The organism is Pseudomonas capeferrum (assembly GCF_013523055.1).
Taxonomy (GTDB): domain Bacteria; phylum Pseudomonadota; class Gammaproteobacteria; order Pseudomonadales; family Pseudomonadaceae; genus Aquipseudomonas; species Aquipseudomonas capeferrum_A.
On record NZ_JAAMQM010000017.1, the window covers coordinates 135250 to 150965 of the forward strand.

Genomic DNA, 15716 nt, shown 5'->3' on the forward strand with positions numbered 1-15716 from the left:
TTTTCCAGGACGTTGCGAAAGTTATTTGAGGCGGACGGCGGTATCGCCGGAGAGCTTTTCCAGACGGGCACCGAACAGGCCCCGCTTGACCGTGGCGACCTTGTTCTGCCGGTCGTCGTAGACGCTGGCACTGGCGAAGGGCTTGAGCGGGTACTGTCGCGCCACGCCTTCGATCAGCACCGTCACCGACTTCTTGCCGGCCAGCAGCGCCATCGCCACCAGGGCGCCTATCACGGCCAGCACCAGCAGCGCGAGAAGGAGCATGACCGGGCCGATCGGGTAGTTGACCTGCAGCACGATGGGCAGACGCGTCGCCGATGACGTGGCTTCACTGGACGGGATGAACACATCTGGCAGTGCATCGTTGGGGAAGAGTTCGTTCATGCGCTCGATGAATTGCTGCGAAATGCGCAATTGCTGGTCGTCGAGGCGTACTTCGATGGCGCCGGCGCGCTGATAGCCGCTGGACAGCAGCACCTCCCGGGACCACTGCGACGGCAATGGCGGCAACTGCAGGCTGATGCTCAGCTCATCGGAGCGCGCGCCGGGCTCCAGGTCGTTCAGGCTATCCATGGAAATCGACGATTGCAGTACCTCGCCAGGGACATCCAGGTGCAACGCTACCTTTGCGGAGTGGATCTGGTAGGGGTTGAACTGATTCTCGATGCGACCCACGACTACAGCGGTCTTCGGCGAGCTGTCGACGTCGATGTCGAGCACCAGGGTCTGCTGGTCCGGGGCCAGTTGGGCGCTGACGTCCGGAGTATCCTTGACGCCGGTGGGAATGAAGCGCACGGCTGCCTGGGTCAGGGGTTTGAGGCGTACCCGGTCATCCTGGAGCAGGGTGGCCAGCGCGGGCTGGGCGAGGACCTGCTCCAGGGCGACTCCGGCTTTCTCGCCGTATGCCAGGGCATAGATCATCAGGCCATTGGCGCTGAAATTGCGACTGCGGACCTGCATCTTCTGCGGGAAAGCGGCGATCCGGCTGATCACGTCTTCCTTGTGCAGCAGGTCATAGAACTCGCGGTTCCTGACGCGCGTCTCGCTGCTGTTGTTGGGACTGTTCTTGTTGTTGGTGACGATCCAGATAATGCCTTCGCGGCCCTCCAGGCCAGTCTGGATGGCGGCCAGCAAGGCTTCCTTGAAGTCGGTGTCGGCATAGACTCCGCTGGCCTTGCGCGCCAGTTGCAAAGCCAGGACGCTTTCGCCGAGCTTGGCGTGGGTACCCGGCCCGCGGTAGGTCCACTGCGGGGAAGGATGGGCGTTGTCAGCCTGGTTGAAGGCGCCGATGACTACTTCGCCATTGCCCGCGGCGGTGGCTGCCAACTGGGTGACCAAGGGCTTGAAGCTCGAATCGGGATCGAGGTAGAAGGGCTCCATCCAACCGGAGTTCTGCACCAGGAAGACCTGACGCAGGGTATCGGCCTTGACGCCGGCACAGGCAAGGCCCAAAGCCAAGAGCGCGGCGCGCAACATGAAGCGGGTCAGACGTTCCATCGGTAGAGCGCTCCAGACGAGTCGATGTACAGCCACAGGGCGTTGTCGAAGAAGAACCATTGCGCATTCCAGGGCTGCGCGACCTTGAGGAACAAGGCCAGCGGGGGCTCGCCGATGCGTTCCAGGCGGTATTCGGAGTCGATGGGCTGATCCTGCTCGAAGAGCTTCTGCAGACCTGATGTCTCCTTCACGTAGAACGACAACAGGCACTGGGCATCGCTGAATTCGATGAAGGGATAGATCACATCGCGGGTGGCCGGATTGGTGTACTCATCGTTCTCGGCCCAAGGTGCTTCCAGGCGGGCTTTGAACTTGAAGCTCAGGTGGCCGGTACCCAGGCGCGACCCGCGGACTTCCTTGCGCTCGTCCGAGTCCAGACGCAGGCAGTACTGGCCCTGTTCATCGAACAGCTGCTGCCAGGTGCCGTAGCCGTCGACGAAGGGTGGACCATATTCGGGTTGTGCTCTGGCGCCTTGAGGCCAACGCAGCCATTGTGCTTCCACCTGCTCGCCGATCTTGACACTGAGGTAGCCGTGCTCGCCGATCCATAGCAGGCGACGCGAGGATGGCTGCGACAGGGGCGCCGACAGGCCGATCAAGGTCGGGTCGGCGCCAGTGATCGGGTGCTCCAGCCAACCATCGGCGGTACGTTCGACCAGGCACAAGTGCCCGCCCGGCAGGCGCTGCGGGACCAACAGGCGGTCTTCCAAGGTGCCGGGCGCGGCCAGGGCCTGGCCCAGGCAGCGTTCCAGGCGATAGCGGCCACGCAGTGGATCGACACTGATCTCACAGGCGCCCTCTTCGCCCGCCAGGATCAGGTGTTGCCGTTCGCCGACGTTGCGCAAGGCCACGCCCCAGGCCCAGGATGGCAGGCTGGAACGTCCGATCGGCGCAGCGTCGGGCAACAGGGTGCGCCACTGTTCAGCGCGTGACTGCCAGAGGAACAAACCTCCTTCGCGGTCCAGCGCGAACAAGGCCTGACGATGGCCTCCCAGGTTGGCGACCATGAAGCTCAAGCCGTTCTTGCGAGGCGCGGCGATCGGGGTAGCGTGGTCGTTGAGGTTGCGCTGGGCACTGGTACCGATCCGGTCCAGCAGCGAGGCAAGAATGTGCTGGGCGGCATCGAAACCGCAGCTGCTCTCTATCACGCGGCGTCCTGTACCGTTGCCGTAAGGAGGAAGCCAACGGCAACGGGCGTCATAGGCTACAGGCGGCAGGAGCTTGCCGGTACGCGGGCAGTGGCTGAAGGCAGCGGGCAGGAAACCCTTGCCGTCCGGTGCCGGTCGGGCGCCGGCCAAGAAGTCCAGGTCGAGGGAGTCGGCGACAGTCTGGCCGTTCATTTCCCTCAGGTTGAAAATGCCTTGCGCATTCTGTACCCAGTGTTGACCGTCCACTGTCCACTCGTACTCGCGGTCGTCACCGACAACGTCCATTCAATCCACCCTGCCAGCAGTCGTCCATGTACGGCCATGCCTGGCGAAATGCAGACCGACACGTCGAGAGAAAAGGTTGTGGCGCGGCCTTCCTAGCAGGGCAGCCGGCCAAATGGCATCAAAGTGCCATTTTTAGGGGCGAAATAGTGGCATAGGCAGTTTCAATGTCAACCATGTTCAAGGCAACTGTAAGCCACCAGCCGCTTTGTGAAGGGCGCGCAGGTGGATGCCGATCTCTTTGACGTTGGCCTCCACGGCAGCGATTTCCTTGGCCCGTTGCGGTTCAAGGAGGGCGCGGGCCTCTACGTCCAGGTCGGTACTGAGCCGGTGCAGGTGCGCTTGCCGCTCGCTGCTGGCCTTTTCCAGGGCGGCGCGCTCATCCGCCTGGGGCAGGCCATAGCCCTGGCCGGTGAGCAGTTCAGCGGGACGGCTCAGGAAGCCACTGTTCGCGAGGATCTGCTGTAGGGTGTCATTGGCTTTGGCGATACTGCCGTCATTGAGCGCGCGGGCATTGAGGTATCGCTGCTTGACCTCGTCCTGGGCGAGCAGCAACTGGCGGCGCAGGCTGGCCTGTTCGAGCAGAAGCAAGGCCGCGCTGGTGCGCAGGTTGGCGCGATCGAGCCATTGGCGACGCTGCAAGGCATCCTGTTCGAGCCAGCTCTCGACAGTCGTCTGCGGGATCGGCAACTGCTGCTTGAGCACCTCGAACATGGCCTGATAGCGGTCCCGATAGGAGTCGAAGCGGTAACCCAGGCGCAGCGCTTCCCGTGGATCATCGAGCACGCTAGCATCTGCCAGGCCGCGGCCTTCGAGTACTTCCAGCAGGCCATTGGGCATGATGCTGTCGAGGTCGTTCAGGCGTGGATTGCCGGTGCCGCTGCGCAGCAGCTTGAGTGTTTCCACGGCACAGTTGTTGGACAGGAAATAGTAGTTGCCATCATAGCCCCAGTGCATTTCGGCGGCCTGGCGGACCAGGTTTTCCAATTGCTCGCGGTTCAGCTTCAGCGGGATCGACGCCAGGCTGCGCAGTTCGGTCTTGGTATATTCGTCGATAACCTGCCCCAACGGCAGCACGAACAGCCGTGACGGGTAGGCGCCGACCAGGCCATCCCAGCTGGACAGTTGCAGGTCGTTGACGAAGGCGCGGTACGACAGCACCAGGTGCTGGTCCAAGTCCAGGCGGCAATCCGGCCCCCTAGGGCGTCCCGGTGCACAGATGACCAGACGCAACATGCTGTGGCCCCAGCGACTCACCCAGTTCTGGTTGGCCTCTGCCAGTAGATAGTCAACGGAGTAGACACGTTCGGGATCGATTTCGCCCAGTGGCTGGCGGGCAAAATCGTTGCCTGCGTTGAGGAAGGGCAAGCCTTTGGCGCAAGGGGTCTGCGTCGGCGCCCAGTCGAAATGATCACGCAGATACTGGTTAAGGGCCGGGCGGCGGCAGGCGTAGCTCGGGTCGAGGAGGAAGTACTCCAGGTTGACCGCGATGAATTCCTTGGGGCTGCTCAGCTCGTAGCTGTCGGGACTGCGCGCCACTTGCCCGTTGTGTTGCTCGCGTTCTCCTCGCCTGCCCACGTATTGTGGCCAGCCGGCCAGGTCCAGTAGGCGTGGATCGTCACTGAGGGTAAAGCGCCGCTCGGTCTGCCCCCGGCAACGCTCGGGCAGGCCGATGGCGCCCAGGCTGGACGCCTGCCGCTTGCAGCGCGAGATCAGTTGCTGCTCGGATGTGTCCCACAGGCGTGCCCGATCATAGAGATGGGTGAGTTCGTGCAAGACGGTCGCCAGCAGTTCCTGGCGAACCGTGCCGTGCGCACGCCCGGTCTTTTCCAGTGCGGCGCTGCCATCGACGAGCCCAGGGAGCAGTCGGCGATTGAGTTCCAGGGTCGAGACCAGCGAAGCCTGGCCGTAGGCTTCTTCGGGCATGCGATCAGTCCAGTTGACCTGCACGCGTCGATCCAGCTTTTGCCTGAGCCTCGGCGGGAGCTTGCCAAGGGCTTCGTCAAGCAAGGCCTGAGAGGCCTGCTGTTGAGAAGGGTTCAGGTCGACAGCCTGCAGATCGAGCTGCAGGTCGGCCAGAGCGGGCGTGCCCAGCAGCGTCAGGGCGCAGCCAAGCAGCCAGGCACGCGCGCACTTCACAGAGAAAGAATGGCTTCGGCGAGCACCTGGTCGCTGGCGTCACGAGCCTCCGGTACCCGCTGGCGCAGGGTGTCGAACGCGGCTTCGAGCTGTGCACCACGGATGTCACCTGCGCTGGCGACGAAACTGGCGGCATCGTCACGGGCCTCACGCACGACCTTGGAGTCTCGGATGGAGGTGGTGGTATCCGACGTGAAGTCGATCGAGCGGCCAAAGGCGCGCACGATGATGTTGCTGGTGGCCACCAGGGTTTGCGCATGGGCCACTTCGGCCAGCAGGAGGAAGCCGAGGGCGGCGGCGATCAGCGGTTTACGCATGGAGCATCTCCGGAAATACAGGGAGTCGAATGTGATGGTTGGACGAGAATTGCCTGTGCCAGTTCAAGGTCGTCGACAGAGAGTCTCGGGCGCCTGGCATGTAGCGCAGAAAGGGCTGCCTGCAACCGGGCTCCACGGATTCGTCCATCGCTGGCGACAAAGGCTGCAGCGTCGTCGCGCGCTTCGAGTATCAGCTTGCGGTCGAATGGCGCGGAGGTCACTTTGCTACTGACATAGCTCGATATGACCAGACCTTGGGTGGTGGTATCCATGGCCTGAGCATTGCTCATGGCGATAAATGCGAAAAGTGATGGCAACAGATAACGCATGGTGTGCTTGGCTGGTGATCTCGTGAGCAACGATGGCCCGACTGCGCGGCAAGCGCCGACGCAGCGGGGCTGGCAGCGGCGTCAGATGGCGAGGATGGCCTGGGCCAGCTGTGCGTCGTCGGCTTGCAGGGCAGGCGCCTGTTGGCGAATGTGCGCAAAGGCGCTTTCGAGCTTCGCGCCACGGATCGCTCCTTCACTGCCGACGAAGCTGGCCGCATCGTCACGCGCCGCCTGGACGATCTTGTCGTCACGCAAGGATGACGAAAGGTCCGAAGTGGCATCGGTGGAAGCAGCGACTGCACGTACGACCGCGTCGGTAGTGACGACGAAGCTGGAGGCGTTGGCCGCGCCAGTCAGGGAGAGCAGCAGGGCTGCGCCAAACAGAGGGTAACGGGACATAGTCGATGACTCCTGCGTAGGAACGGGCAATTCAAAAGGTCAGACGCACGCTGTGCCTGGTGAGGTACTTTTCTGCACGGCTGCCGGTGTATCCGTCTGAAGATGTGAAGCGTACCACGTGCCGCTATTTCTGTAGGCGTCACCAACCTGTGCGCCTAACAACTGTGCTTGTCTTTATAGATAAATAACAAACTGTAATGGTCCACGCTCTGCGCCCGATGGTGCGCGCTTCAGACGCAAAAAAACCGCCACAGTTTCCTGTGGCGGTTTTTAAATTCGCGGTCGGCTCCAGTACGAGCCGAACCTGCTTAGCGCCAGAAAGGCTTGCTCAGCTCTTCGTAGCGCTGCGACTCGCTGATACCGGCGTCGGCCAGCAGGCGTGCATCCAGTCGAGCCAGTTGACGGCGGCTGGAAACGCGACGCTGCCAAAGCAGGAGGCTGGAAAGAACGCGCAGCGGCAGGGAAGTCTTGGAAACTTGGGCGTTGTTGTCGAAAACCAGATCGGAACTGAGGGTACGTTCCATGATGTGTCATCCTTCCGCTTATGGCGGCATTAGATAGTGATTTAACTGGTACCAATGATCCTCCTCCATCGTCCAGTACAGTAGATACAGTTACAGTCTATTGCGATGGGCCAGTTAACTGTTTAAAGCAGCTGTTGCACCTGAAATTGGCATAACTGTACTGGTCTGCACTTTGATGGTGCATAATTAGTAGAAGATCGATGAAAGAACGATAGGGATGGCGGTTTTCGAGCAGTACAGTAGTACAGTTTCCTACCCTTAGCTCAACGAGCTGTACCAGTCACCAGGCATTGCACCCGATGACTGGCAGATTCGCTATCAGCTGGCGATCATCCGACCGGTCATTTCCAGGTTTTCATGCCAGGCCAGGGCTTCACGCAGCAGGTGCGGGGTATGGCCACCACGTTCGCAGGCACGCTCGAAATAGTCGTTGAGGGCGGCACGGTAATCCGGGTGGACGCAGTTATCGATAATCACCCTGGCGCGCTCGCGTGGCGCCAGGCCACGCAAGTCCGCCAGGCCTTGCTCGGTGACGAGGATATCGACGTCATGCTCGGTGTGATCCACATGACTGACCATCGGCACCACGCTCGAAATCGCGCCACCCTTGGCGATCGATTTGGTGACGAAGATCGCCAGGTGTGCGTTGCGAGCAAAGTCACCCGACCCACCGATGCCGTTCATCATGCGTGTGCCACAGACGTGGGTCGAGTTGACGTTGCCGTACAGGTCGAACTCCAGGGCGGTGTTGATACCGATGATACCCAGGCGACGGACCACCTCGGGATGGTTGGAGATCTCCTGTGGGCGCAGGACCAGCTTGTCCTTGTAGCGCTCGAGATTGCCGAACACGTCGGCGTTGCGACGCGCCGACAGGGTGATGGAGCTGCCCGAGGCGAAGCTCAGCTTGCCCGCATCGATCAGGTCGAAGGTCGAATCCTGAAGCACTTCGGAGTACATGGTCAGGTCTTCGAAGGGCGAATCGATCAGGCCGCACATCACGGCGTTGGCGATGCTGCCGATACCGGCTTGCAGTGGGCCGAGCTTGTTGGTCATGCGCCCCAGCGCCACTTCCTGCTTGAAGAAGGCGATCAGGTGATCGGCAATGCCCTGGGTATCCTGGTCGGGCGGCAGTACGGTCGAAGGCGAGTCCGGCTGCTCGGAGATGACGATGCCGACGATCTTCGCCGGGTCGATGGCGATCGCGCCACTGCCAATGCGGTCGTCGACCTTCACCAGCGGGATCGGTGTGCGGGTCGGACGATAGGTCGGTATGTAGATGTCATGCAGGCCTTCGAGATTGGCGTTGTGCGCCATGTTGATCTCGACGATCACCTGCTTGGCGAAAATGGCGAAGCTCGCCGAGTTGCCTACCGACGTGGTCGGTACGATATGGCCTTGCTCGGTGATGGCGACTGCTTCGATGACCGCGATATCCGGAAGCTTCAGCTGCTGGTTGCGCAGTTGCTCGACAGTTTCCGAGAGGTGCTGGTCGATGAACATCACCTGGCCATCGTTGATGGCCTTGCGCAGCGTGCTGTCGACCTGGAAAGGCATGCGACGAGCCAGTACGCCGGCCTCGGTGAGCTGCTTGTCGAGGTCGTTGCCCAGGCTGGCGCCGGTCATCAGGCTGATCTTCAGGGGTGATTGCTTGGCGCGTTCGGCAAGGGCGTGGGGGACGGCCTTGGCTTCGCCGGCGCGGGTGAAGCCGCTCATGCCGACGGTCATGCCATCCTCGATAAGACCAGCGGCATCAGCCGCACTCATTACCTTGCTATGCAGGGAGGACAAGCGGATACGGTCACGGTACATGGATTATTATCTCGGGCTACTGAAGCGAGATGCGCAGTCTAGTGTTTTAGCCCGACGCCGTCCCGCGACCAAGGTCGAATGCCACGTGCCGCAATAGAGCCTTCGGTCGCTGGGCCGGGCATGAAAAAGCCCCGGGCGTTGCCGCGCCGGGGCTGATTGTCGCAGCTTGCGCAGGCGCGCTATTCGACAGCCTTGACCATGTCCTCGATGACCTTCTTGGCGTCACCGAAGACCATCATGGTCTTGTCCAGGTAGAACAGCTCGTTGTCCAGGCCGGCATAGCCGCTGGCCATCGAGCGCTTGTTGACGATGATGGTCTTGGCCTTGAAAGCCTCCAGGATGGGCATGCCGGCAATGGGCGACTTGGGATCGTTCTTGGCCGCCGGGTTGACCACGTCGTTCGCGCCCAGCACCAGCACGACGTCTGCCTGGCCGAATTCGGCATTGATGTCGTCCATCTCGAAGACCTGGTCGTACGGCACCTCGGCTTCGGCCAGCAAGACGTTCATGTGCCCAGGCATGCGGCCTGCGACGGGATGGATCGCGTATTTCACCGTGACGCCGTTGTGGGTCAGCTTCTCGGTCAGTTCCTTGAGCGCATGCTGGGCGCGTGCCACGGCCAGGCCATAGCCCGGAACGATGATCACGCTGTCGGCATTACTCAGGAGGAAGGTGGCATCGTCGGCCGAACCGGTCTTGACCGGCCGCTGTTCCTTGGACCCGGCCGCAGCGCTGTCGGCCACATTGCCGCCGAAACCGCCGAGGATCACATTGAAGAACGAGCGGTTCATCGCCTTGCACATGATGTACGAAAGGATGGCGCCGGAGGAGCCGACCAGGGAGCCTGCGATGATCAACATCGAGTTGTTCAGTGAGAATCCGATCCCGGCGGCCGCCCAGCCCGAGTAGCTGTTGAGCATCGACACCACGACCGGCATGTCGGCGCCTCCGATCGGAATGATGATCAGCACACCCATGATGAAGGCCAGGATCAGCATCAGGGTAAAGGCGCTGTAGTGTCCGGTGAAGGTAAACAGCAGACCCAGGACGATCGTGGTGATGCCCAGGATCAGGTTCAACTTGTGCTGGCCGGCAAACTGTACCGGTGCGCCCTGGAACAGGCGGAACTTGTACTTGCCCGACAGTTTGCCGAATGCGATCACAGAGCCTGAGAAAGTGATCGCGCCGATGGCCGCGCCCAGGAACAACTCCAGGCGATTGCCTGTGGGGATCGGATCGCTGATGCTGGCCACGATGCCCAGCGACTGAGGCTCGAGCACTGCGGCAATGGCGATGAACACCGCAGCCATGCCGATCATGCTGTGCATGAAGGCGACTAGCTCCGGCATCTTGGTCATTTCGACGCGTTTGGCCATGATCGAACCGGCGCTGCCGCCGATCAGCAGGCCGATGAGCACGTATCCGATGCCGGCCGTGGCCAGCTCGGCCCCCAGCTTGTAGATGAGGCCCACGGTCGTGAGGATGGCCAGAGCCATGCCGAGCATGCCGAAGAAATTGCCTCGGCGTGAGGTAGTCGGGTGTGAAAGCCCTTTCAATGCCTGGATGAAGCAGATCGAGGCCACCAGGTAGAGAAGCGTTACCAGATTCATGCTCATGGTTACTTCTGCCCCTCGTGACGGTTTTTCTTCTTGAACATCTCCAGCATGCGCCGGGTGACGAGGAAGCCACCGAACACGTTGACTGCCGCCAAGGCAACCGCCAGGGTGCCCATCAGCTTGCCTGCGGGGGTAACGGTGAGGGCCGCGGCGAGCATGGCGCCCACGATGACGATGGCCGAGATGGCGTTGGTAACGGCCATCAGTGGTGTATGCAGTGCGGGCGTGACATTCCAGACCACGTGGTAGCCGACGTAGATCGCCAGCACGAAGATGATCAGGTTGTAGATGCCGTCAGAAATCAGTATGTCTTCCATTGTCCTGGCTCCTTAACCGTTCTTGCGCACGATCTGGCCGTCGCGGCACATCAGGCACGCGGCGACGATGTCGTCTTCGAGGTTGATCGTCAGTGCTGCTTCCGGTGTCGTGACCAGCTTGAGGAAGTCCAGCACGTTGCGCGCGTAGAGCGCCGAGGCGTCGGCGGCGACCTGGGCAGGCAGGTTGGTCGGCCCGACAAGGGTGACGCCGTGCTCGATGACCACCTGGTCGGCGACGGTAAGGGGACAGTTACCCCCTTGGGCGGCAGCCAGGTCGATGACCACGGAACCGGGCTTCATCTGTGCCACGGTTTCGGCGCTGAGCAGGATCGGCGCCTTGCGGCCGGGGATCAGCGCGGTGGTGATGATGATGTCCGCCTGTTTGGCGCGTTCGTGCACTGCCTGGGCCTGACGCTGCATCCAGCTTGCAGGCATGGGGCGTGCGTAGCCACCCACACCTTCGGCGCAGGCGCGCTCTTCATCCGTCTCGTAGGGGACGTCGATGAACTTGGCGCCAAGGGATTCGATCTGCTCTTTCACCGCTGGGCGCACGTCCGAGGCCTCGATCACCGCGCCCAGACGCTTGGCCGTGGCGATGGCCTGCAGGCCCGCTACGCCAGCGCCGAGAACCAGCACGCGCGCGGCCTTTACCGTGCCGGCGGCGGTCATCAGCATGGGCATGAAACGTGGGTAGTGGTGAGCGGCCAGCAGTACCGCCTTGTAGCCGGCGATATTGGCCTGGGAGGACAGCACGTCGAGGCTCTGGGCCCGTGAGGTACGAGGCGCGGCTTCAAGCGCGAAGGCGGTGATGCCCTGCTCGGCCATCTTGCCGATCCGTTCGCTGTCGAACGGATTGAGCATGCCTACCAGTACGGCTGCGCGGTTGATCTGCACGAGTTCGCCGTCGCTGGGGGCGACGACCTTCAGGATCAATTCGGCGCCGAATGCATCGGCTGCGTTGCCAAGGGTGGCACCCACCGCTTCATAGGCACTGTCCGGAATACTGGCATTGGCCCCCGCTCCCCGCTCGACCGTGACCTGATGACCTTGGCCAATGAGTTTCTTGATGGTTTCCGGGGTGGCAGCCACCCTTGTCTCGCGTGTCTGTGTTTCGAGAGGAACACCAATGTGCACGACTTTTCTCCTGCGTGACCTTTTGATTTTGTTTAGCCAGCGCACTTCGGTTGTTGCGGCTGGGGCGGTCGATCAGCACAAACCCACCCGTTCCTGGGTGGGCGCAGCATTTTGCAGACGAACCCAGGGGGCTTCAACCGCTTATGGAGTAATACGAAGCCAAAACTACAAGTCACCCTGTGACCGTATGTCGCAAGAAGGCAGTCTCAGCCCGTCAAACTCGGGACATTGGGAGATTAGGAGATATTTTTGGAAAATCTTCACTTATTTCGCTGATGACGGTGTGAATGTCGTAAATCAGGCTGTAAGCCGCGCTGTCAGGGGCTTACAAGCGAAATATAGAGTGAGAGAGACAGTTTTCTCTAATGCGACAAATCTGTATATCTGTAGGGGTAATTTTTAACCGACTACAGATGTCGGGTTAGCGTTGGCGGAGCTTTCGTAGGCCTTGGCCTGTGTCAGGAGCCAATCGCGGAAGGCGCGCAATGAAGCTGACTCGACCTTGCGCTCCGGGATCATCAAGTAGTAGGCCTTGGCGCTTGCCAGCGCGTCGTGATTGGCGATGACCAGCCTGCCCTCTGCCAGTTCGCGCTGTATGAGAAACGGCGGTATGAGAGCGACTCCCATGTCGTGGAGTGCCGCCTGGGCAAGCATGGAGAACAGTTCATAGCGTGGCCCGGACATGTCATGCGCCACGCTCACGCCTTGGCTGTCGAACCATTGTCGCCAGGCGTACGGGCGAGTGGTCTGCTGCAGCAGCGGCAAGCGTGCGACTTCTTCTGCCGATAGATCGCTGGCGGCCGTCAGTAACGTCGGACTGCAAACCGGCATGGGGTTTTCTCCCATGAGTCGGTGGGACTGAGTACCGGACCAGTCGGCATCCCCGAAATAGATGGCGGCGTCGAACGCGGTGTCGGCAAACAGGAAAGGCCTGGTGCGGTTCGTAAGATTGACCGTCACCTGCGGATGGTTCTGCTGGAAATCCTTGAGGCGTGGCAGGAGCCACTGGGTGCCGAAGGTGGGCACGATGGCCAGCTCGATCACGCTGGCACCTTGTTGACGCATGACGGACAGCGTATCCCGTTCGACGGCATCCAGCTGCGTGGCGACCTGGCGACTATAGGAAAGCCCTGCTTCGGTCAGCTGCACACCTCTGCGGGAACGGCGGAACAACTCGACATTGAGGAAGACCTCCAGGCTGCCAATCTGGCGACAGACCGCGCCCTGCGTCAATGCCAGCTCCTGTGCGGCCTTGGTGAAGCTCTGGTGGCGCGCCGCGGCTTCGAAGCAGACCAGGGCGGCGGTACTGGGGATCTTACGTCTCATGTACAACAACCTCACTAGTGACAAAGAAAATATGAGTCATTCAAGAATCCTGGAGTGAGAAATTATCACAGGTCAGTGCGTAATCCTCGTTTGTAGCCTGCTCCGAACGCGCCTAGGATCAAGGCATCTGTCCCTGTTACTCCCCTGCGAGGAATCACTCATGGCTGGCAAAGCAAGCTTCAACTGGATCGATCCCCTGCTGCTCGATCAGCAGCTCGAAGAAGAGGAGCGGATGGTGCGCGACAGCGCCTTCCAGTTCGCCCAGGACAAGCTTGCGCCACGGGTGCTGGAAGCTTTTCGTCATGAGCAGACTGATCCGGCGATCTTCCGCGAAATGGGCGAGGTCGGCCTGCTGGGCTCGAGCATTCCTGAAGAGTACGGTGGCAGCGGCCTCAATTATGTCTGCTACGGCCTGATTGCTCGCGAGGTGGAGCGGATCGATTCGGGCTACCGGTCGATGATGAGCGTGCAGTCTTCCCTTGTGATGGTTCCGATCAACGAGTTTGGTAGCGTGGCGCAGAAGCAGAAGTACCTGCCGAAGCTGGCCACGGGCGAGTGGATCGGTTGCTTCGGGCTGACCGAGCCCAACCATGGCTCCGATCCCGGTTCGATGATCACCCGGGCAAAGAAGGTCGACGGCGGTTATCGTCTCAGCGGCAGCAAGATGTGGATCACCAATAGCCCGATCGCCGATGTATTCGTGGTCTGGGGCAAGGATGACGAGGGCGACATTCGCGGCTTCATTCTCGAGAAGGGCTGGCAGGGCCTGAGTGCGCCGGCGATCCATGGCAAGGTCGGCCTTCGTGCTTCCATCACCGGCGAGATCGTCATGGACAACGTGTTTGTCCCGGAAGACAACATCTTCCCGGATATCCGTGGCTTGAAGGGACCGTTCACTTGCCTCAATTCGGCCCGCTATGGGATTTCCTGGGGCGCGCTCGGTGCGGCGGAAGCCTGCTGGCACACTGCGCGCCAGTACACGCTGGATCGTCAGCAGTTCGGTCGTCCGCTGGCGGCCAACCAGCTGATCCAGAAAAAGCTGGCCGACATGCAGACTGAGATCACCCTCGGCCTGCAGGGCTGCCTGCGTCTGGGGCGAATGAAGGATGAGGGGACCGCGGCTGTCGAAATCACCTCCCTGATGAAGCGCAACTCCTGTGGCAAGGCATTGGATATCGCGCGAATGGCGCGTGACATGCTGGGCGGCAATGGTATTTCCGACGAGTTCGGGGTCGCTCGCCATCTGGTCAACCTTGAGGTCGTCAATACCTACGAGGGTACGCATGATGTGCATGCATTGATCCTGGGGCGTGCGCAGACCGGCATCCAGGCCTTCTATTAATAGAGGAGCCAAACCATGGGGGCTTTATCTCATCTGCGTGTGCTTGATCTTTCGCGTGTTCTGGCCGGTCCCTGGGCGGGGCAGATCCTTGCCGATCTGGGTGCCGACGTTATCAAGGTAGAACGTCCGGGTAGTGGCGACGATACGCGCTCCTGGGGCCCGCCCTTCCTGAAGGATGCCGAAGGCGAAAACACCAGCGAGGCGGCCTATTACTTGGCCGCGAATCGCAACAAGCGCTCGGTGACCATCGACTTCACTCGGCCGGAAGGGCAGCGCCTGGTGCGCGAGCTGGCCGCCAAGTCCGATATCGTCATCGAGAACTTCAAGGTGGGGGGGCTGGCGAGCTATGGGCTGGACTACGAAAGCCTGAAAGTTGGTAATCCCCGGCTGATCTATTGCTCGATCACGGGCTTTGGTCAGACTGGGCCTTATGCCAAGCGGGCCGGCTATGACTTCATGATCCAAGGCCTGGGTGGGCTCATGAGTCTGACGGGCCGTCCTGAAGGAGACGAAGGTGCAGGGCCTGTAAAGGTGGGAGTTGCGCTGACGGACATTCTGACGGGGCTGTATTCGACCGTGGCCATTCTGGCCGCCCTCGCCCACCGGGATCAGCATGGTGTCGGGCAGCATATAGATATGGCACTGCTGGACGTGCAGGTGGCGTGTCTTGCCAATCAGGCTATGAACTACCTCACAACCGGGACCTCGCCGCGTCGGTTGGGTAATGCGCATCCCAATATCGTGCCTTACCAGGATTTCCCCACGGCGGATGGCGATTTCATTCTTACCGTGGGTAACGATGGGCAGTTCCGCAAGTTCGCTGAAGTGGCGGGCCAGCCACAGTGGGCTGATGATCCGCGTTTCGCTACCAACAAGCAGCGGGTGGCGAACCGGGCGGAGCTGATTCCATTGATTCGGCAGGCGACCGTGTTCAAGACCACCAGCGAGTGGGTCCTGCTTCTGGAGCAGGCAGGGGTGCCGTGTGGACCTGTGAACGACCTTGACCAGGTGTTCGAGGATCCCCAGGTGCGTGCACGGGGACTGGCAATCACCTTGCCTCATGCTCTGGCGGGGGCTGTGCCTCAGGTAGCCAGCCCGATCCGTCTGTCACAGACTCCCGTGGAGTACCGTCATGCGCCTCCTTTATTAGGAGAGCATACGGAGGATGTATTGCAGGACGTGCTGGGCCTTCCTGTAGAAGCGATACAGGGATTACGAGACGCTGGGGTTTTGTGAGTGGTCGAGCAGGTTCTCGCGACGGTTTTGGCCTGTTTTCACTTATTTGAATCTTTTATGAAATAAGGGGTTGACGCATTTCTCCAGGTCCTTATAATGCGCACCACTTCCAGCGTAGTTGGAACGAGAAACTCCTTGAAGATCAATGAGTTAAGCGTTTCAGGCGATGCAGGAAGGGCTTCGATCGACAGATCGACAGCGGTGAAAAAGGTGGTTGACAGCGGTTTTCAACGCTGTATGATTCGCCTCCCGCTGACGAGAGATCGCAGCGCGTCAAGTGGTTGAAGTTGAACGAGTT

The 15716-nt window shown here is 60.9% G+C and carries 14 protein-coding genes; 2 read left to right on the forward strand and 12 right to left on the reverse strand.

Going from position 1 to position 15716, the window contains the following annotated elements:
- Positions 1-21: 21 nt before the first annotated feature.
- From G7009_RS19655 to G7009_RS19710, 12 genes are all read right to left on the reverse strand, one after another.
- Positions 22-1497, reverse strand: coding sequence for a hypothetical protein (locus G7009_RS19655; RefSeq protein ID WP_181131759.1), 1476 nt, complete (start codon positions 1495-1497; stop codon positions 22-24).
- Positions 1485-2930 (reverse strand): hypothetical protein, encoded by a 1446-nt coding sequence (locus G7009_RS19660; RefSeq protein ID WP_181131760.1) that lies wholly within the window; start codon positions 2928-2930, stop codon positions 1485-1487. The genes G7009_RS19655 and G7009_RS19660 overlap by 13 nt, the downstream gene beginning before the upstream one ends.
- Before the next feature lie 177 nt (positions 2931-3107).
- Positions 3108-5066, reverse strand: coding sequence for a DUF7844 domain-containing protein (locus G7009_RS19665; RefSeq protein ID WP_181131761.1), 1959 nt, complete (start codon positions 5064-5066; stop codon positions 3108-3110).
- Complete coding sequence (locus tag G7009_RS19670; protein WP_181131762.1) at positions 5063-5383, reverse strand: DUF2388 domain-containing protein; 321 nt, start codon at positions 5381-5383, stop codon at positions 5063-5065. The genes G7009_RS19665 and G7009_RS19670 overlap by 4 nt, the downstream gene beginning before the upstream one ends.
- Entirely contained in the window at positions 5368-5712 is a 345-nt protein-coding gene (locus G7009_RS19675; RefSeq protein WP_181131763.1) for a DUF2388 domain-containing protein, read from the reverse strand. The genes G7009_RS19670 and G7009_RS19675 overlap by 16 nt, the downstream gene beginning before the upstream one ends.
- An 81-nt stretch (positions 5713-5793) precedes the next feature.
- The gene (locus G7009_RS19680; RefSeq protein WP_181131764.1) at positions 5794-6111 is read right to left on the reverse strand and encodes a DUF2388 domain-containing protein; all 318 of its coding nucleotides are present in this window, start codon (positions 6109-6111) and stop codon (positions 5794-5796) included.
- Between the two features lie 308 nt (positions 6112-6419).
- Entirely contained in the window at positions 6420-6635 is a 216-nt protein-coding gene (locus tag G7009_RS19685; RefSeq protein WP_181131765.1) for a DUF1127 domain-containing protein, read from the reverse strand.
- 318 nt (positions 6636-6953) lie between these two features.
- Positions 6954-8447, reverse strand: a complete 1494-nt coding sequence (locus G7009_RS19690) for an acetyl-CoA hydrolase/transferase family protein (protein WP_181131766.1) — start codon at positions 8445-8447, stop codon at positions 6954-6956.
- A gap of 179 nt (positions 8448-8626) precedes the next feature.
- Positions 8627-10063, reverse strand: a complete 1437-nt coding sequence (locus G7009_RS19695; RefSeq protein ID WP_181131767.1) for an NAD(P)(+) transhydrogenase (Re/Si-specific) subunit beta — start codon at positions 10061-10063, stop codon at positions 8627-8629.
- A gap of 2 nt (positions 10064-10065) precedes the next feature.
- The gene (locus tag G7009_RS19700; RefSeq protein ID WP_181131768.1) at positions 10066-10380 is read right to left on the reverse strand and encodes an NAD(P) transhydrogenase subunit alpha; all 315 of its coding nucleotides are present in this window, start codon (positions 10378-10380) and stop codon (positions 10066-10068) included.
- 12 nt (positions 10381-10392) lie between these two features.
- Positions 10393-11514: a Re/Si-specific NAD(P)(+) transhydrogenase subunit alpha gene (locus G7009_RS19705; protein WP_181131769.1), complete on the reverse strand. Its 1122-nt coding sequence runs from the start codon at positions 11512-11514 to the stop codon at positions 10393-10395.
- Between the two features lie 399 nt (positions 11515-11913).
- Entirely contained in the window at positions 11914-12840 is a 927-nt protein-coding gene (locus G7009_RS19710; protein WP_181131770.1) for a LysR family transcriptional regulator, read from the reverse strand.
- Between the two features lie 160 nt (positions 12841-13000).
- Between G7009_RS19710 and G7009_RS19715 the strand changes: the two genes are divergently transcribed.
- Both G7009_RS19715 and G7009_RS19720 read left to right on the forward strand, forming a co-directional pair.
- Complete coding sequence (locus G7009_RS19715; protein ID WP_181131771.1) at positions 13001-14182, forward strand: acyl-CoA dehydrogenase; 1182 nt, start codon at positions 13001-13003, stop codon at positions 14180-14182.
- A gap of 15 nt (positions 14183-14197) precedes the next feature.
- On the forward strand, positions 14198-15418 hold the full coding sequence (locus G7009_RS19720; protein WP_181131772.1) for a CaiB/BaiF CoA transferase family protein: 1221 nt from the start codon (positions 14198-14200) through the stop codon (positions 15416-15418).
- Positions 15419-15716 lie beyond the last annotated feature (298 nt).